This is a genomic window from Streptomyces sp. Sge12, assembly GCF_002080455.1.
GTDB lineage: Bacteria > Actinomycetota > Actinomycetes > Streptomycetales > Streptomycetaceae > Streptomyces.
In genome coordinates, this window is record NZ_CP020555.1 from 7,833,067 (window position 1) to 7,849,480 (window position 16,414).

Here is a 16,414-nt window from a genome sequence, read left to right on the forward strand (position 1 = left end):
AGGCGGTCAGACGAGCTCGATCCCGAAGACGCCGTACGTGATGAGAGCCGCCGCGGCGAGCAGCAGCAGCGCGAGACGTACGGCCGAGAGCCACAGGGCCAGTCGGCGGGAGCGGTCGGTCCTGGCGCGTGCGAGCAGGGTCGCCGTCACCGCCAGGGACGTGATCAGCGCGAGGGCGGCCGCGAGGACGGCGAGGGCCCTGGGCGAGGTGGGCCGGGTGGCGGGCCCGTAGTCCTCCGTGATCCCGGGCAGCAGGACGCTGGCGGCGCACAGGCCGAGGGAGGTCAGGAGGGTGGCCAGTAGGTCGAAGGCAAGGACGGCCGACCAGCCGACGGGCAGCCGTCGCACCGGCCGCGGCCGGCGGGCCTGCCGACGGGTACCCGATGTCTTTTGAAGGTTCACTGCTTCCCCAAGGAGAAAATCTCCACGCCCATGGCTGAAAGTCGCCGGTGTGGATCAGAACCTAGCGGCAGCCGCGGTCATCAAAACGGCACAGAACAGCCCATGCGGCATGCGTACCTGACCAAGAGTTACCGAACAGTGAGGAAGCGGAAGCGACCTACGCAGATCCAGTGGCCGCCCCGAACCAGCGGGGCAGCCGGTCGAGCAGCTCCTGCTGGTCGTCGCCGGCCCACACCACGTGGCCGTCCGGCCGCAGCAGTACCGCGGGCACGTCCAGTGCCCCCGGTTCCTCGCCGGCGTCGACCACATCGACGACGTGGTCGACGCGGTCCGACCAGCCGGCCACCGAGAGCCGGCCGGTCCGGTCCAGCAGCAGCCCGCGGCCGCGGTGCATCAGTTCGTAGAGGCGACCGCGCTTCAGTGCGATGTCCCGCATCCGCCGGCCGAGCAGTGCGTGGCCCTCGCCGACGTCGTAGCCGACGTCGTAGCGGACCCCGATGGCGGTGATCTTCTCGATCAGGTACCGGTTCACGTTCTCGAAGTCCATCAACTCGGACAGCAGCCGGCGCACCGCCCGGGCGCCGGGCTCCGTGGACATCAGCTCCATCTGCGCACGGGTGTTGTCCAGTACGTCGGCCGCCACCGCGTGCCGTTCGGCCTCGTAGCTGTCCAGCAGCCCCTTCGGTGCCCAGCCGTTCACCTCGGCCGCCAGTTTCCAGCCGAGGTTGAAGGCGTCCTGGATACCGAGGTTGAGGCCCTGCCCGCCGGTCGGCGGATGGATGTGCGCCGCGTCGCCCGCCAGCAGTACCCGGCCCACCCGGTAGCGCTCGGCCTGCCGGGTGGCGTCACCGAACCGCGACAGCCAGCGCGGGGAGTGCACGCCGAAGTCGGTGCCGGCGACGGCCCGCAGCCGCTCCTTGAACTCCTCGAAGGTCGGCGGGACCGCGCGGTCCTCCGCCACCCCCTCGGCGGGTACGACCACGCGGTACACCCCGTCCCCGAACGGCGCCGCGCCGAACCGCTTCTGCGTCGCGCGTACCTCCGCCATCACGGCAGCCAGCGTCTGCGGCTCCGCAGTCAGCTCCATCTCGCCCAGCAGCGTCTCCACCCGGGTGGGCTCGCCGGGGAATCCGACGCCGAGCAGCTTGCGCACCGTACTGCGGCCCCCGTCGCAGCCGACGAGATAGCGCGAGCGCAGCTGCGTACCGTCGGCCAGCACGGCGGTCACCCCGTCCGCGTCCTGGCTCAGCCCGACCAGTTCGCAACCGCGCCGGATCTCGGCACCGAGCTCGGTGGCGCGCTCAGCCAGCAGGCGATCGGTGACGGGCTGCGGGATGCCGAGGACGTACGAGTGGGCGGTGTCGAGCCCGTCGGGCCACACGGTGCCGAGGCCGGCGAAGAAGCCGCCCACCTCGTACTGCTTGCCGTGCGCGAGGAACCGTTCCAGCAGGCCGCGTTGGGCCATCACCTCGATGCTGCGCACGTGCAGGCCGAGCGCGCGGACGTAACCGGCCGGCTCCGCCTCCTTCTCCAGGACGAGGGCCCGCACACCGTGCAGCCTCAACTCGGCGGCCAGCATCAGGCCGGTCGGTCCGCCGCCGACCATCATCACGTCAATCAACAAGATCCCTCATACTCCGCGAATCCCTGATTTTCATCAGGTTCCGGCTTCGAACGGAGATTGTGCAGCACGGCAGGGGCCTTGCCGCAAGGCCCCCGGTGCGCTATATGTTGAGAGTGGCAAGGAGCGCTTACCTCCTTGCCTTTGCCTTTTTGGCCATTACCTTTGTCGCCCCGGTTCGGGGCGCGGGGCTACGCTCCGCAGATGGAACGCGCAGAGGTACTCAAGCGGGTCATCGGCATCCTCACCGACGCCCAGGACATCCGCCGGGCCGCCGAGGCCGGGGAGGACGCGGACGAGGGCGACAGCCCCGAGCCCACGGCCGGCGTGGCCACTCTGCTCCTGAATGAGATGCTGCCGTCGATCCGCGTCCCGGCCGACGCGTCTCCGCAGCAGGTGGCGGCGCTGGTCGCGGAAGCACTCGGCCCGGCCCTGCACACGATGGTCTCCGGCTTCAGCCTGGCTTTCACCAGCCTCGCGATGGTGCACGACAGCGGGCGGACGGACATCTCCTCGATCGGGGTCCTTCAGCAGCTCGCCCTGGAAATCGAGGCAGGGACCTACGACGAGGGCCCATAAGGCCCCGCCGAGGTCCCTGCCCCATCGACCTACGACCGGACGCCGTTACTCCGCGTCGTCGTCGCCCGTTCGGGTCATCTTCCGCTCCTGCAGCCGCCTCAGTTCCTCCGGAGTCTTGCCGCTGACCCGCTTGCTGGCCTCCGGGTGGACCGGGTCCGGACCGGGGTGCTCCTGCACCTGCTCCTCGCGACCCTTACCCGGCTTCTGACGCTTGCTCTCCATACCGCTCATGGCTGCCGCTCCCTCACAGATCTGATGGACAGGGGATCCGGACACCCTCCGCCTACCCGCGAACGGCCCGGTCACCCTCCTCTCACGACCCATCCTGAAGCGCTCGGACCCCGTCGGCCACGCCATGCGTCATCCGGCCCAGCAGCGGGAAGGCGCCCCGCATGACGGAAACGATCAGTAGCCTCGCCACCCGTTTCGTACGCCGTCGCCGCGAGCCGGTCGCCGTCCAGGCCCTGCGTTCCACCGCGGCGGCCGTGATCAGCTATGTCGTCGCGCTCCGCCTGAGCAGCGAGCCGAACCCGCTCACCGCGCCGCTGACCGCCCTGCTCGTCGTCCAGGTCACCCTGTACTCCACGCTGACCACCAGCATCCGGCGGGTCAACTCGGTGGTCGTCGGCGTGCTGATCGCGATCGGCTTCAGCGCGCTGGTGGGTCTGACCTGGTGGAGCCTGGGCCTGTTGATCCTCGCCTCCCTGGTCGTGGGCCACCTGGTGCGCGTCGACGAGTTCGTCCCCGAGGTCGCGATCAGCGCCATGCTGGTCCTCGGCGTCACGCAGGTCACCGACACCGCCTGGGACCGGGTCTTGGAGACGATCATCGGCGCGGTGGTCGGACTGCTCGTCAACCTCCTCCTGGCGCCACCGCTGTGGGTCGGCCCCGCGGGCGCCGCGATCACCGACCTCGCCCAGCGGATGAGCCGGCTCCTCGACCACCTCGGCGAGGACCCCGCCGGCCCGGCACGGGTCGAACAGGCCGCGGCCCGGCTGCACGAGGCACGCCGCCTCGACAACGACATCGCCCAGGTCGACGCCGCCCTCCGGCAGGCCGAGGACAGCCTCCGCCTCAACCCGCGCGTCAAGGAGGGGCTGCTCTTCCGGCTGGTCCTGCGCACCGGCCTGGACACCCTGGAAATCTGCGCCGTGGTGCTCCGCGTCGCCTCCCGGACCCTGACCGACCTGGCCAGGGCCCGCCCCGACGGCCCGCTGTTCGACCCGGCGACCGCGGCCGCACTGCGGCAGGTGCTGCGCCACACGGCCATCGCGGTGGAGAGCTTCGCCCAGCTGATCACCGCGCAGGTCAGCGCCAACGCGGAGGAGGCGGAGGCCCGCCTGACGGGAGAACTCGCCGTCGCCCGGGCCTACCGCGACCGGCTCGCGGAGCTGCTGCTGGCCGCCGCCCGCGAGGACCCGGAGCACTGGCAGCTGCGCGGCGCGCTGCTCACCGAGATCGACCGGGTCCTCGACGAACTGGGCGTGGACAAACGTTCCCAGCGCCTGCTGGAGGAACTCGACCACCACACCCGTACCCGGCGCAGGAGCTGGAAGCCGCTCAAGCGGGCCCGGCAGGACGCCGCGTGAGGGAAGGTGGAGGCATGGTGCACGTACTGGGCAGCAGGATGCTGCTGCAACCCACGGATCCCGAACGCTCGCGCGCCTTCTACGGCGACACCCTGGGGCTGGCGGTGTACCGCGAGTTCGGTACCGGCCCCGAGCGCGGCACGGTCTACTTCCTCGGCGGCGGCTTCCTCGAGGTGTCAGGGCGGGCGGACGAGCCGCCCGCCCCCGGCCTGCGGCTGTGGCTCCAGGTCGCGGACGTCCACGCGGCGTACGAGGACCTGCGCAGCCGGAACGCGGAGGTCCTGCGAGCGCCCCGCCGCGAACCGTGGGGCCTGATCGAAATGTGGCTCGCCGACCCCGACGGCGTCCGCATCGCCCTGGTGGAGGTCCCCGCGGACCATCCCCTGCGCTTCCGCCCCTGACCGCCCGCTAGCGGGCGCTGCCGAGGTCGCGGTCGGCGGCGGATCCCTTGAGCATGAGGGTGGTCTCCTCTATGCGGCTGAAGCGGCCGTCGGCGGCGAACTCGCCGAACAGGTAGACCTCCATGCTCACCGTCGAGCCGTCCGTCTTCGTGACGTGGACGGTGTGCCGGTCGGCGTACTTGCTGCCGTCGGAGAGCTCCTCGTGCACCTCGACCGTGCCGTGGTCCACGACGCCGCGCAGGTGGGAGATGTGCTCGATGAAGCCCGCCCGGTCCGCCCACTCCCCGTCGGTGCGCTGGCGGTACTCCGGCGCGAAGTGGCGGTCGGCGGCCTCCTCGACGGTGAGGTCGCGGTTGAGGAGCAGGTCGGTGAGGGCGGCGGAGATACCGGTGCGCGTCATGGGACTGCCTTTCGATACGAAGAAGATCTTCCGCGATGCGTGCGCTGCGCACGCTCTTTCATCACCGTAGCAGTACTGCGTGCGCAACGCACGCTATTCTTTTCGTGTGGACAACGAGATCGGGCACGAGATCGCGGACGCGCTGGGCATCCTGCTCAAGCGAACGACCCGCACGCACCTGCACAAGCAACTCACGGAGGACATGGGGGAGGCGGTGGACGAACTGACGTATCCCGTGCTCAGCGCCCTCGCCCGGACCGGCCCGCGCAGCGCCGCGGACCTGGCTCAGGTCGCCGGGATCGACCGCTCGGGCGTCACCCGCCGCGCCTCCCGCCTGGAGGCCGCCGGCCTCATCCGCCGCGAGCCGGACCCCACCGACCGCCGCGCACACCTCCTCGTCCTCACCGACGAGGGGCAGCACGTCGTGGCGGAGCTCCGCACGCGCCTGGCCGCCCGCATCACCGCGAGCCTGGCCTCATGGCCCCCGGGCGAGGCCGAGACGTTCGCCCACCACCTGCGCCGCTTCATGAACGAAGGCCCCTTCGCCTAGGCCGTCTCTTTCGGCTGCGGCTACTCACGGAGATCTGAGTACCTGCGCCCAGGCGCAGTTGCTCGCCGCCCGACTAGCGTCCGAGCCATGAGCGTTGTGGAGCAGGAGCAGGAGCAGGAGCAGGAGCAGGAGCAGGAGCAGGGGCCGCGGCCGAGCGGTCTGGTCCCTCTCGTCCTGGGCGCCGTGGCCGTCGCGATGATCGGCTGTCTCTTCCTGCCCGAGGGATTCCCGGCATGGCTCCGCTTCGGGCCCGTCTACCTCGTCCTCCCCGTCGCGATCCTCGCGGTCGTCCTCGGTCTCCTCGACCTGCGGTACCTGCGGGGCCCGCAGGAGGACGAGGGAGTGGCCCGTCGCCGGGCGCGGATCGGGGTCGCGCTCGGCACGGTGGCCACGGCGCTGCCGCTGGCGTTCGTATGGTTCGCCGCGGTGCTCCTGGGGGGATGAGCGCCGCGGCCGTTCGGCCGGCCCGGCCCGGCCGTCAGACCGTTACGGGAACCCCGGCGCCAGCCAGCTCCGCCAGTGCCTCCAGCCGCTCCCGCGTCTCCTCGTCCAGCGGTACGTACGTCACGAGCCTCGGACCGGTCCTCGGGCCGAGCCACAGATTGGTGTGCTCCACGTGCAGCATGCCCACGTGCGCGTTGCGGATGTACTTCGCCTTCGCGACCTGCCCGCCGACCACCTCATGGCGCGCCCACACCTTCCGGAACTCCGCCGACGCACCCTCCAGGCGGGCCAGCAGCGTCGTCCACGCGGGCTCCGCCAAGTGCTCGGCCATCGCCGCCCGGAACCTCGCCGCCATGATCCGGTGCGTACTCGGCAGGTCGACCACCGCCTCCCGCCACTCGGGATCCGTGAAGGCCAGCCACATGCAGTTGCGGTCCTCCGGCGGCTTCCTGTCCAGATCGCACAGCAGCCGACCGTACGTGGCGTTGTAGGCGACGGTGTCGTAGCGGCTGTTCTGGACGCACGCCGGGATGTGGCCCAACTGGTCGAGCAGCGCCCGCACGGCCGGCGTCACACTGGGGCAGTCCGCGGGCGGCGCCGGGTCCAGGCTCCCGGCCAGCGCGAACAGGTGCTCGCGTTCGCTCACGTCCAGTAGCAGCGCCCGCGCGACCGCGTCCAGCACCTGCGCCGACACCTGGATGTCGCGCGCCTGTTCCAGCCAGGTGTACCAGGTCACGCCCACCGACGACAGGTGCGCGACCTCCTCGCGGCGCAGCCCGGGGGTGCGCCGGCGAGGTCCGCGTACGAGTCCGACCTGCTCGGGGGTGATCCGCTCGCGGCGGCTGCGCAGGAACTCGGCCAGCTCGTGCCGGCGGACATCGCTTCCAGGGGCCACAGTGGTCATACCTCCAGCCTGCCGCACCGCCCATCCTGTTGCCAGGTAGTCCTGGTACCCGGATAAGCGCACTCTGGTACCCGTCCGGCAGGTGCACGACCGTCGAAGGGTGACTCGAACTCCTGTGGGCGACACGCCTGTACGCACCACCCCTGCGCGCACCACCCCCGCACGCACCGCCGCCGCCCCCCACCTGGGCGGCCTGGGCCTGTTCACCGTGCTCCTCGGCGCGGCCCTGCCCCTGATCGACTTCTTCATCGTCAACGTCGCGCTGCCCTCCATCGAGCACGACCTCTCCGCCGGCCCCGCCCTCCTGGAACTGGTCATCGGCGGCTACGGCGTCGCGTACGCCGTCCTCCTGGTCCTCGGCGGGCGAGTCGGTGACAGCCTCGGCCGGCGCCGGCTCTTCCTCGTCGGCATGGCCGCCTTCGGCGTCACCTCGCTCGCCTGCGGGCTCGCGCCGAACGCCTGGACCCTCGTCGCCGCCCGCGTCGCGCAGGGCGCGGCCTCCGCCCTCATGCTGCCGCAGGTGCTCGCCACCATCCAGGCCACCACCGAGGGACCGCGCCGGGCCCGGGCCATGAGCCTGTACGGGGCCACCGGAGGCCTGTCCATGGTCGCCGGGCAGATCCTCGGCGGCGTCCTGGTCGCCGCGGACCTCGGCGGAACGGGCTGGCGCGCGGTGTTCCTGGTCAACGTACCCGTGGTGATCGTCGGACTGGTCCTGGCCGTGCGCTCGGTCCCGGACACCCGCGCCGGCCGGCCCGCCGCCGTGGACGTGCCGGGCACCCTGCTGCTCGCGCTGTCACTGGTCTCGCTGCTGCTGCCCCTGACCGAGGGGCGGGCCGCGGGCTGGCCGCTCTGGACCTGGATCTCGCTCGGCGTCTTCCCGGTCGCGGCCGCCGCGTTCTACGTCACCGAGCGCCGGGCCGACCGCCTCGGCCATATCCCGCTGGTGCCGCCGAGCCTGCTGAGGCTGGAGTCGCTGCGGCGCGGCCTGATGCTGCTGGTGCCGTTCTCGATCGGATTCGGCGGCTTCATGTTCGTCCTCGCCGTGACCCTCCAACAGGGCCTGGGCATGGGTCCGGTGCAGGCGGGACTGTCGCTGGCGCCGATGGCGGTGGCCTTCTTCGGCGCCGCGCTCGCCGGGCCGCGCCTGATCACCCGCTTCGGCAGCCGGATCGTCACCGCCGGCGGTGTCATCCAGGCGGCCGGGATCGCCCTCCTGCTGGTCACCCTCCGCCACGGCTGGCCGGACCTCGGCCCGGCGGCACTCACCCCGGGCGTTGCCCTCGCAGGTCTGGGCCAGGGCTTTCAAATGCCCGTGCTGATGCGCCTGATGCTCTCGGACGTCCCCGCCGACCGGGCCGGGGCGGGCGGCGGCGTCATGATCACCGTCCAGCAGTCCGCCGTGGCGATCGGCGTCGCCACCCTGGGAAGTCTCTTCCTCGCGCTGGTGCCGACAGCAGGCGTGCGCGAGGCGGTGTCCACGACGCTGCTCGTCCAGCTCGGCCTCATCGCGCTGACCGTCGTGCTCAGCCTCCGCCTGCCCCGCATGCGCTGAGCGGGCCGCGGGGCGGCATGAGTAGGAGGACCCGGGCGACTGAGTAGGTACGCCGAGGCGCCGCGTGCGGCCGGTCGGTTCACTGTGACCATGACCGAGACCAACCGCACGCGGGCGCCGGGCCCGCCCGCACGGCGCACGAAGCCGTGCCAGTGGTGCGGGCGTCCCGTACCGCAGCCCTTCCCGGTGGTGCGCAAGCTGCACTGCAACACCCGCCACTGGATCAGAGACGTGCACGCCAACTTCTGGCGCCGGTTCTGGGACAACCTCTGAGCTTGTTCTTTAACCTCGGGGCCTTCTTGTCAGTGCCTGGTTCTATCCTCCGCTGAATGTCGCGGATGGACTGGGAGTCAGGCTGTGCAGATCGCAGGGGTAGAACTGTATGTGAATCACCCGGTGATGGCGCTCGGTTCGACCGAGTGGATCCCCACCACGTTGGCCCTCGACGGCGCTCCTGCCGCTGCGTGCGACACGCACCTCATCGTTCGGGTGCAGGCCCAGGTTGCGCTGGTCAAGGTTCGAGTCTTTCAGGATCATGGTGACGCGGATGACCACGGAAGTGACGGAGAGCCTCTGACCACCGTGTTCGACGGGCATCTTCTGCTGAGTGACGGTCGGCTCGTAGTGGGGGATGTCGTTGGCGAGAGCCGATTCACCACTTCCCTACTCGGGAAGCCAGGTAGGCGGCGGGTTCGGGTCTCGGTTGACGATCCGCAGGGATGGGCTCGCGCGGTTGACGTCGTCATCAGCGCCGAGACAGTGTGACGGAGCCGTGTGTCAGCTCGAATGATCTTCGAACTAGGTGGCTCACGTGTGGATTCGCCGGACGTGGGGGCGGCCTTCGTTTGATCCTGTGCTCCGACCAAGGTGCATGTGACCCAAGACGAAGGCCGTGAGGGTGAGTCTGCTGCCTGATGCTGTCCGGAGGGAGGCGCTCGCGGAAGCGTCACGCTTCCGGGGTGAGTTCTACGAGTGTCTGACTGCGCGACGGGACGAGCTGTTCGAGCTGGTGGACGCGATGCTGTGTGCGGACGGGGCGGTGAAGACGCCGGTGGACCTGACGTTGCTGCCCGAGCATCGACGTGGCCACGGAGCGATGTACGGCGGCCTGAACCACGGCAGGATCGACGCCGACCAGCTGCGTATGGCGCTGGCCGGGCTGTCGCTGCCGCGGTTCGACGGCGGACGCCTGGTCCTGGCGGTCGATGTCTCGCCGTGGCTTCGTGCGGACGAGCCTTGTTCGGCGGACCGGCTGTTCTGTCATGTCTACGGCCGTGCGAAGACGGCCGGGGACCCGGCCATCGTGATCGTCAGTGACGCGGGCTATGACGTCACCCGTCTGGCCTGGGTCCCGCGCGACCTGCCGGTCGAGCTCGGCGGCCGGGTTCGCTCCGACCGCGTCATGCGGCTGCCCAAGCCACCGAGGATGCACGGCGTCAATGGCCGACCGCCTAAGCACGGCCCGGAATTCCGCTTCGCCAAACCGGAGACCTGGCCCGAGCCGGCCATCACCACGATCACGGACACCACCAACTACGGCAAGGCCGAAACCCAGGCATGGGACCGGGTCCACCCACGGCTCACCCACCGGTCCTCATGGCTGGACCACGAAGGCGAACTGCCCTTGGTTGAAGGGACGCTGATCCGCCTGAAGGTTGAGCACCTGTCGAAGGACCGGGATGCTCCGCCGGTGTGGTTGTGGTCCTCCAAGACCGGAGCCACCGCGGATGACGTGAACCGCTTCTGGCAGGCGTTTCTCCGCCGTTTCGATCTAGAGCATACCTTCCGCTTCGCGAAACAGACCCTCGGCTGGACCACCCCGAAACTCCGTACTCCTGACGCCGCGGATCGCTGGACCTGGCTCCTGATCGTCGCGCACACCCAGCTCCGGCTCGCCCGGCCCCTGGCCGCGGACCTCCGCAGGCCCTGGGAGAAGCCCACCACCTCCGGCCGGCTCACCCCGGCCCGGTCCGCCGAGGGTTCAGGAACATCCGCGCTCATCTCGCCTGCCCGGCCCGTGTTCCCAAACCTCAAGGCGCCGGACCCGGACGGCCACCCGGCGCCAAGAACAAACACCGGGCACCCCGCTACGACGTCGGCAAAACCGTCAAGCGCCCAGAGACCCTCAAGGCCATCGGCAAGCCCGGAAGATCTTGGTAGATAAGAACAAGCTGAGCCCGTCGTTTATGGTCCGCCGTCGAAAGGGGCTCGAACTTTTTCGGTTTCTCCCCGGTTCACCAGGCGTGTGAAGGGCCGCGGGCCGATCCTGTGCCGAGCGACAACGCAGCACGGGGGCCGGGATCGTGGGACTGGTTGAGCATGCGGTTCCACGCGACGCGTTGACGGTGGTGGCGGAGTTCCGGTCGGAGTTGTACGCGTGCCTGACAGCGCGGAGCTACGCCCTGTGCGATGCGATGCGATGCGATGCGTTGCTGTGCACCGACGGTCCGGTCCGCACCCTCGTGGACCTGGCGCTCGCTCCCGGGCATCGGCGCGGGCATGGGGCCCTGCACTCCGGAATCAACCACGGTCGGATCGTCGTCACACGGCTGCGGCGGGCACGCCAGCCGGTGCACCGAAACCCAGACGCCCTGGCCCCGGCCGCCCTCTCGGCTCGGAGAACCGGCGGCTCGCTACCCGCTATGAGGTTGGACGCGTACTCGCCACCGGCGAGTCGTACGCCCGACCCGCACACGCCACCAGGTCGGGCACCAAACCCCGACGAACTGGCCAACCAGAAGGCTGAGCCGCCACCCGAACTCCTCGCCACGAGCTCGACCATGTTGGATAGCGGCATGGTGAGACGCAGGAAAGCGAAGAAGAAGGGGCCAGCCTTCGGCATTCCGAAGGGGATCGTCCTGCTGGCGACGCCGGAGGGCTGGCGCACCAGTGTCCTCACCGGGGAAGGCGGAATGCTCTGCGGGCGCCTGGACGTGCCGATCAACACCCACCCGCAAGACGCGCGGGCCGCAGCGGCTGTGATGGTGACGGAACTCGCGCGGGACTTCCACGCCACCGACGTCGAGGTGAACTGGGACCCGCCCCGGGAGCCTTGGTCATGGACCGCCCAAGTCACCCTCACCGCAAAAGACGAGCCGGCTTCGCCAGAGGCCGGAGGTTGAACGGCAAGCTATGAGCTTGTTATTTGACCTCGATCAGGTCAGGTGAGCATGTCCAGGTCGGCGAGTAGGCAGGTGACGCCGAGGCCGGTGTTGAGGTACTCCTCGAAGAGCCTGTTGTTCAACGCCGAGGGGGATCGTTTCTGTCGGACGACGTCGACGGCTGTCCGCGCTTCGTGGCCGAGGTGGACGAGCGTTTGCGCGATGACAAGGCCGGAGCGGTTGTAGCCGGCGTTGCAGCGAACCAGAACCGTGCGCCCGTCCTGCACGGCCCTGGCGGCGGTGCGGGCGAGCTGCTGGACCGTGTGGATCTGTGCGGCGACGAGCGGACCGTCAGGAATCTCGGCGACCAGGTGATCGATCCCCGGGTCGGGTCCGTGACCGGGACGGGTGTACAGGCTGATGACCAGTCCGAACTCCTTTCCGACGACCACTGGACGGCTTTCCCCCGAGGCATTGGTCCAGTCGTGACCGCCCATCCACAGCCCTGGCACGACTTCGTTCCAGGGGGCATGTGGCTCTGGCACGCCGCGGTCCTTCTGACGTGTCTTCACTTGCGTCCCACTCTACTGAGACAACGCGGCCGGCTCCCTGGACCCATCACACGGCTCGAGTGCCCATCGACTTGGTGCCCCACCAGGGATCCTCCGGACACGCGAGCGCCCTTCGCCCGATTCCGTGCTCCGACCAAGTATGGCAATCAGCCATGACGAAGGCCGTAGGGATGAGCGTGCCGCACCTTGATGCCCAACCGGAAGCGTTCGCGAAAGCGTCACGCTTCGGGCGCGGCCTCTATGCATGTCTGACCGCGCACCGTGACGAACTGTTTGCGCTGACCGACGCGATGCTGTGCGCGGATGGGCCGGTGCGGACGCCGGTGGACTTGACGCTGCTGGCTGAACACCGCCGCGGCCACGCCGCCCTGCATTTGCGGCCGACGGAGGGCGTGCCGACAGGGAAAATTGCGGTGCGGGCCGGCACCACGCCGGTCAGACTCGCGGACATGACCGAGAAGATCACCCGCATCAACCCCGAGCAGCTGCATGCGACGCCCGGCTACCACCACATCACCGTGGTGGAGGCGGGTCGTACGGCCTACCTGGCGGGGCAGTGCCCTCTTGACCGGAACGGTGACCTCGTCGGTCCCGGTTCTCTCGAGACACAGGTCGACCAGGTTGTCGCGAACGCGCTCACAGCCCTCGCTGCGGCGAATGCCCAGCCGCAACACGTGGTGCGGTCGGTGATCTACGTACGGAGCGATGAGAGGGACGTTCTCGGAGCCGCGTGGCATCGGCTCACCGGCTCCGCCCTCGGTCCGGCGTTCACCACCGCCAGCACCCTCCTGGGCGTCTCGCAGCTGGGCTTTGCCGGACAGCTCGTCGAGCTGGATCTCACCGTGGCACTGCCCGACTGACTTCGAACAGCCCAAGGCCGTCACGCAGGCGTGGGACCGGGTCCACCCGCGGTTGCCGCACCGGGCTGCTCGGCTTGACCACAAGGGCGAACTCCCCCTGGTGGAAGGCATATCAAGCCGGCTGGAGGTCGAGCACGTCCGGATGTCGCCGACGCAGGCCTTGTCCCGCCGGAGCACCGAAACCCCGCCGGTCAGGCCCCGGACGACTACCCGGCACCCCGAACGGACACCGTTCAGGGGCCGACGTACTCGAAGACGCCGCCGCGCGGGTGGCGCAGCACCGCACGGCGGCTGTTCGGGGTGGCCTGAAGGGGCATCACGATGTCAGCCCCTCCCGCTTCCGCCTCATCAGGCCCGGCGAACAGGAGGAAGGGCCCGACGCCTGCCGGGGCTGCGAAGGCCATCCGGCAGACCCGCACACCGCGGAGCGGCCATGGCGTTCCAGCTGCCGTTCGACGCCGAACGCCGAACGTCGAACGACAGGCTGGGACGGTCCTACCGGTAGCCGCCCGCGGCTCGGTTCGCGGTTCAGCCCGCGGCGAGGAGGGTGAGCGTGTCGATCACACGGTTCGAGAAGCCCCACTCGTTGTCGTACCAGGCGACCACCTTGACGTGGCGGCCGTCGACGCGGGTGAGCTCCGAGTCGAAGATCGACGAGGCGGGGTTGCCGGTGATGTCGGACGACACCAGCGGGTCGTCCGAGTACTCCAGCACGCCGGCCAGCGGGCCCTGCGCCGCGGCACGGTACGCCTCGAGGATCTCCTCGCGCGTCACCTCGCGGGCGACGGTGGTGTTGAGCTCGACGATCGACCCCACCGGGACGGGCACGCGGATCGAGTCGCCGGACAGCTTGCCGTCGAGCTGCGGCAGCACCAGGCCGATCGCCTTCGCGGCACCGGTCGAGGTCGGCACGATGTTGACACCGGCGGCGCGGGCACGGCGCGGGTCGCGGTGCGGGCCGTCCTGCAGGTTCTGCTCCTGCGTGTAGGCGTGCACCGTGGTCATGAAGCCGTGCTCGATGCCGGCGAGGTCGTCGAGTACGGCGGCCAGCGGGGCCAGCGCGTTGGTCGTGCAGGACGCGTTCGAGACGATCGTGTGCAGCGCCGGGTCGTATGCGTCGGTGTTCACACCGAACGCGAGCGTGACGTCGGCCCCGTCGGACGGCGCGCTGACCAGCACCTTGCGCGCACCCGCCTTGATGTGGCCACGGGCGGCCTCGGCGGAGGTGAAGCGACCGGTCGCCTCCAGGACGAGGTCGACACCGAGCTTGGCCCACGGCAGCTGCTCCGGCTCGCGCTCGGCGAGCACGGTGATGCGGTGGCCGTCGACGACGAGCACGTTCCCCTCGACGGTCACCGGGCGGCCGAGCCGGCCGGAGGTGGTGTCGAAGGCGAGCAGTCGCGCGAGGGTGGCGGGCTCCGTCAGGTCGTTGACGGCGACGACCTCGAGGTCCGTCTCGCGCTCCAGGAGCGCGCGCAGCACGTTGCGTCCGATGCGGCCGAATCCGTTGATGGCAATGCGAGTCATGAGCGATGTCCCTTTCGTTCGCCACCAGGTTCGCCCCCGCTGCCCCTCCCCGACAGCGGCGAGATCGCCATGGTTCGTAAGGATCTCGCCACCCGCGACGGTCGAGGCATTCTCGGGCCGATGCGGGCAGGACGCGCCCCGGGCCCTATGTGCCCTGGGTGAAGGTGCGCCGGTACTCCGTCGGGGTGGTGCCCAGGATGCGGTGGAAGTGCAGCCGCAGATTCGCCCCCGTGCCGAGGCCGACGTCGTCGGCGATCTGCTCGACGCTGCGCCCCGAACGCTCCAGCAGCTCGCGCGCCACGTCGATGCGCGCCCGCATGACCCACTGCATCGGCGTGTACCCGGTGTCCTCGGCGAAACGGCGCGAGAACGTACGGGGCGAGACCCCCGCGTGCTGGGCGAGCGCCTCCAGGGTGAGCGGCTCGCCCAGCCGGTGCAGCGCCCACTCCCGGGTGGCGGCGAACCGCTCCCCGAGCGGCTCGGGGACGCTGCGCGGTACGTACTGCGCCTGGCCGCCGCTGCGGTACGGGGCCGCGACCAGGCGCCGGGCCGCGTGGTTCGAGGCGGCCACGCCGAGGTCGTGGCGCAGGATGTGCAGGCACAGGTCGATGCCCGAGGCGGCGCCGGCCGACGTCAGCACGCTGCCCTCGTCGACGAACAGGACGTTCTCGTCGAGGCGGATGTCCGGATGTTTCGCCGCCAGAGCTCGTGCGTAGTGCCAGTGGGTCGTCGCCCGCTTGCCGTCGAGCAGGCCCGTGGCGGCGAGGGCGAAGGCGCCCGTGGAGATGGCGGCGAGCCGCGCGCCCCGCTCGTGGGCGGCGATCAGCGCGTCGATGACCGCCCGCGGCGGGTCCTCGCGGTCGGGAAAGCGGTAGCCGGGTACGAAGACGATGTCGGCCCAGGCCAGCGCGTCGAGCCCGTGCGTGACGTGGTACGAGAGCCCGTCGCCGCCGGTCACGAGACCGGGCGCCGCCCCGCACACCCGCACCTCGTACGGCATGCTCGCGCGTGTCGTGAACACCTGCGCGGGGATACCGACGTCGAGCGGCTTCGCGCCCTCGAGGACGAGGACGGCGACACGGTGGAGGCGGGAGGGCGGCACGTGGTTCAGGGTACGGCGGGTTCGCCGCTCGCACGGACGTGCCGGACCCCGCGCGGGCGCGTGGAGGTGCGGCGGGGTGTGCGGGTCGGTCGCCTCACCACTGCTTGGCGATGAGCTCCAGGTCCCCGCGGCCGCGTTGCCCAGCTCGCGGTCCAGTTCCCGCAGGCAACCGGCCGATGCCCGGCAGGAATGTGCGGTGCGGCCGGCAGGATGTGGCGATCCGTCAGGGCTCGGTAGGCGGGCTGCCCGCCGGGCGGGCGGGCCTGCCGCATGATGCCGGGGGGGGAAGGGCATCATGCGGCGCGGCGCGCTCCGGAAGCACCCCACCCCCCAGGCGGCGGCTTCCGATGTCACGCGTCTGACCCGATTGCTCGTTCCCAAACACCCGCTCCTCCAGAAACTCCGCGCACCTGAGAGCGCGTCAGCAGGGTCACGGGTCACGGGCCGCGGCGATCTCGTGGCCTGAGACCGGAGCCGCTTCCACGGCGTTCGGTGTGCAGCGGCGAGCCGCGGATGCCGTACGGGGCGGCCCGCCGCACTCTGGATGTATGGCGGACCAGACGGAGATCGTGATCCACCCCGTGTCCCCGCAGGGCGGGCGCAAGGTCACCGTGCACGCGCTCGGCGTGGACGCGGACCTGGGCCGGGCGCTCACGCTCGCAGATGTGACGGAGTTGCTGCGCCGGGTCGGCCTGGAGGATGTGGAGCTGTCCGAGGACGGGCCGATCCGGTGGGAGGGGGGCGGGCCCGAGGTGTGGACCGGGGGCGCCTGACGCTGCCGGGCGCCGTGGGACCGGGGTCGGGTTC

The 16,414-nt window shown here is 70.5% G+C and carries 19 protein-coding genes and 3 pseudogenes; 14 read left to right on the forward strand and 8 right to left on the reverse strand.

From position 1 onward, the window contains the following. Positions 1–6: 6 nt before the first annotated feature. Together B6R96_RS35210 and rox are read right to left on the reverse strand one after the other, a co-directional pair. A complete protein-coding gene (locus tag B6R96_RS35210; RefSeq protein ID WP_081524801.1) occupies positions 7–348 on the reverse strand; it encodes a hypothetical protein in 342 nt (113 codons plus the stop codon). 211 nt (positions 349–559) lie between these two features. Next, the gene (gene rox, locus B6R96_RS35215) at positions 560–2,023 is read right to left on the reverse strand and encodes a rifampin monooxygenase (RefSeq protein ID WP_081524802.1); all 1,464 of its coding nucleotides are present in this window, start codon (positions 2,021–2,023) and stop codon (positions 560–562) included. Positions 2,024–2,227: 204 nt separating this feature from the next. Here rox and B6R96_RS35220 point away from each other — a divergent pair, with 204 nt between their 5' ends. Beyond that, positions 2,228–2,602 carry a hypothetical protein gene (locus B6R96_RS35220; RefSeq protein WP_030386769.1) on the forward strand — a complete coding sequence of 125 codons (375 nt, stop codon included), beginning with the start codon at positions 2,228–2,230 and terminating at the stop codon, positions 2,600–2,602. A gap of 45 nt (positions 2,603–2,647) precedes the next feature. On the opposite strand, the gene B6R96_RS35225 is transcribed toward B6R96_RS35220, so the two are convergent. Continuing rightward, on the reverse strand, positions 2,648–2,833 hold the full coding sequence (locus tag B6R96_RS35225) for a hypothetical protein (RefSeq protein WP_051779309.1): 186 nt from the start codon (positions 2,831–2,833) through the stop codon (positions 2,648–2,650). A gap of 161 nt (positions 2,834–2,994) precedes the next feature. Here B6R96_RS35225 and B6R96_RS35230 point away from each other — a divergent pair, with 161 nt between their 5' ends. Together B6R96_RS35230 and B6R96_RS35235 are read left to right on the forward strand one after the other, a co-directional pair. Then, positions 2,995–4,191, forward strand: coding sequence for an FUSC family protein (locus tag B6R96_RS35230; RefSeq protein ID WP_081524803.1), 1,197 nt, complete (start codon positions 2,995–2,997; stop codon positions 4,189–4,191). Positions 4,192–4,205: 14 nt separating this feature from the next. After that, positions 4,206–4,592 (forward strand): VOC family protein, encoded by a 387-nt coding sequence (locus B6R96_RS35235; RefSeq protein WP_081524804.1) that lies wholly within the window; start codon positions 4,206–4,208, stop codon positions 4,590–4,592. 7 nt (positions 4,593–4,599) lie between these two features. Here the strand turns inward: B6R96_RS35235 and B6R96_RS35240 are convergent, their stop codons facing one another. Continuing rightward, positions 4,600–4,992, reverse strand: coding sequence for a nuclear transport factor 2 family protein (locus tag B6R96_RS35240; protein WP_030386773.1), 393 nt, complete (start codon positions 4,990–4,992; stop codon positions 4,600–4,602). A 106-nt stretch (positions 4,993–5,098) separates the two neighbouring features. Between B6R96_RS35240 and B6R96_RS35245 the strand changes: the two genes are divergently transcribed. Both B6R96_RS35245 and B6R96_RS35250 read left to right on the forward strand, forming a co-directional pair. Next, positions 5,099–5,542: a MarR family winged helix-turn-helix transcriptional regulator gene (locus B6R96_RS35245; RefSeq protein ID WP_081524805.1), complete on the forward strand. Its 444-nt coding sequence runs from the start codon at positions 5,099–5,101 to the stop codon at positions 5,540–5,542. Between the two features lie 87 nt (positions 5,543–5,629). Continuing rightward, positions 5,630–5,986 (forward strand): hypothetical protein, encoded by a 357-nt coding sequence (locus B6R96_RS35250; RefSeq protein WP_237291614.1) that lies wholly within the window; start codon positions 5,630–5,632, stop codon positions 5,984–5,986. Between the two features lie 34 nt (positions 5,987–6,020). Here B6R96_RS35250 and B6R96_RS35255 read toward each other — a convergent pair whose 3' ends face one another. After that, positions 6,021–6,890 carry a helix-turn-helix transcriptional regulator gene (locus B6R96_RS35255; RefSeq protein ID WP_030386776.1) on the reverse strand — a complete coding sequence of 290 codons (870 nt, stop codon included), beginning with the start codon at positions 6,888–6,890 and terminating at the stop codon, positions 6,021–6,023. A gap of 115 nt (positions 6,891–7,005) precedes the next feature. Between B6R96_RS35255 and B6R96_RS35260 the strand changes: the two genes are divergently transcribed. From B6R96_RS35260 to B6R96_RS37475, 6 genes and pseudogenes are all read left to right on the forward strand, one after another. Further along, on the forward strand, positions 7,006–8,445 hold the full coding sequence (locus B6R96_RS35260; RefSeq protein WP_081524806.1) for an MFS transporter: 1,440 nt from the start codon (positions 7,006–7,008) through the stop codon (positions 8,443–8,445). Between the two features lie 90 nt (positions 8,446–8,535). Continuing rightward, positions 8,536–8,718: a hypothetical protein gene (locus B6R96_RS35265; protein WP_081524807.1), complete on the forward strand. Its 183-nt coding sequence runs from the start codon at positions 8,536–8,538 to the stop codon at positions 8,716–8,718. 84 nt (positions 8,719–8,802) lie between these two features. Continuing rightward, positions 8,803–9,210 carry a hypothetical protein gene (locus tag B6R96_RS35270; protein WP_081524808.1) on the forward strand — a complete coding sequence of 136 codons (408 nt, stop codon included), beginning with the start codon at positions 8,803–8,805 and terminating at the stop codon, positions 9,208–9,210. A gap of 133 nt (positions 9,211–9,343) precedes the next feature. Next, a pseudogene (locus B6R96_RS35275) lies at positions 9,344–10,605 on the forward strand (transposase). Between the two features lie 254 nt (positions 10,606–10,859). Further along, a pseudogene (locus B6R96_RS39040) lies at positions 10,860–10,946 on the forward strand (hypothetical protein); the annotation flags it as partial. A 294-nt stretch (positions 10,947–11,240) separates the two neighbouring features. Beyond that, entirely contained in the window at positions 11,241–11,567 is a 327-nt protein-coding gene (locus B6R96_RS37475) for a hypothetical protein (RefSeq protein WP_159396432.1), read from the forward strand. A 38-nt stretch (positions 11,568–11,605) separates the two neighbouring features. Here the strand turns inward: B6R96_RS37475 and B6R96_RS35290 are convergent, their stop codons facing one another. After that, the gene (locus tag B6R96_RS35290) at positions 11,606–12,118 is read right to left on the reverse strand and encodes a protein-tyrosine phosphatase family protein (RefSeq protein WP_081524810.1); all 513 of its coding nucleotides are present in this window, start codon (positions 12,116–12,118) and stop codon (positions 11,606–11,608) included. A 170-nt stretch (positions 12,119–12,288) separates the two neighbouring features. Here B6R96_RS35290 and B6R96_RS37055 point away from each other — a divergent pair. Together B6R96_RS37055 and B6R96_RS35295 are read left to right on the forward strand one after the other, a co-directional pair. Continuing rightward, positions 12,289–12,492: pseudogene (locus tag B6R96_RS37055) on the forward strand (NF041680 family putative transposase); the annotation flags it as partial. A 75-nt stretch (positions 12,493–12,567) separates the two neighbouring features. Then, positions 12,568–12,978: a RidA family protein gene (locus B6R96_RS35295; protein ID WP_081525415.1), complete on the forward strand. Its 411-nt coding sequence runs from the start codon at positions 12,568–12,570 to the stop codon at positions 12,976–12,978. A gap of 528 nt (positions 12,979–13,506) precedes the next feature. Here the strand turns inward: B6R96_RS35295 and gap are convergent. Both gap and B6R96_RS35310 read right to left on the reverse strand, forming a co-directional pair. Continuing rightward, the gene (gene gap / locus B6R96_RS35305; protein ID WP_081524811.1) at positions 13,507–14,505 is read right to left on the reverse strand and encodes a type I glyceraldehyde-3-phosphate dehydrogenase; all 999 of its coding nucleotides are present in this window, start codon (positions 14,503–14,505) and stop codon (positions 13,507–13,509) included. A gap of 145 nt (positions 14,506–14,650) precedes the next feature. Then, on the reverse strand, positions 14,651–15,607 hold the full coding sequence (locus B6R96_RS35310) for a GlxA family transcriptional regulator (RefSeq protein ID WP_053702898.1): 957 nt from the start codon (positions 15,605–15,607) through the stop codon (positions 14,651–14,653). A 548-nt stretch (positions 15,608–16,155) separates the two neighbouring features. On the opposite strand from B6R96_RS35310, the gene B6R96_RS35315 reads away from it, so the two are divergent. Beyond that, positions 16,156–16,380, forward strand: coding sequence for a hypothetical protein (locus tag B6R96_RS35315; RefSeq protein WP_053177024.1), 225 nt, complete (start codon positions 16,156–16,158; stop codon positions 16,378–16,380). Positions 16,381–16,414 lie beyond the last annotated feature (34 nt).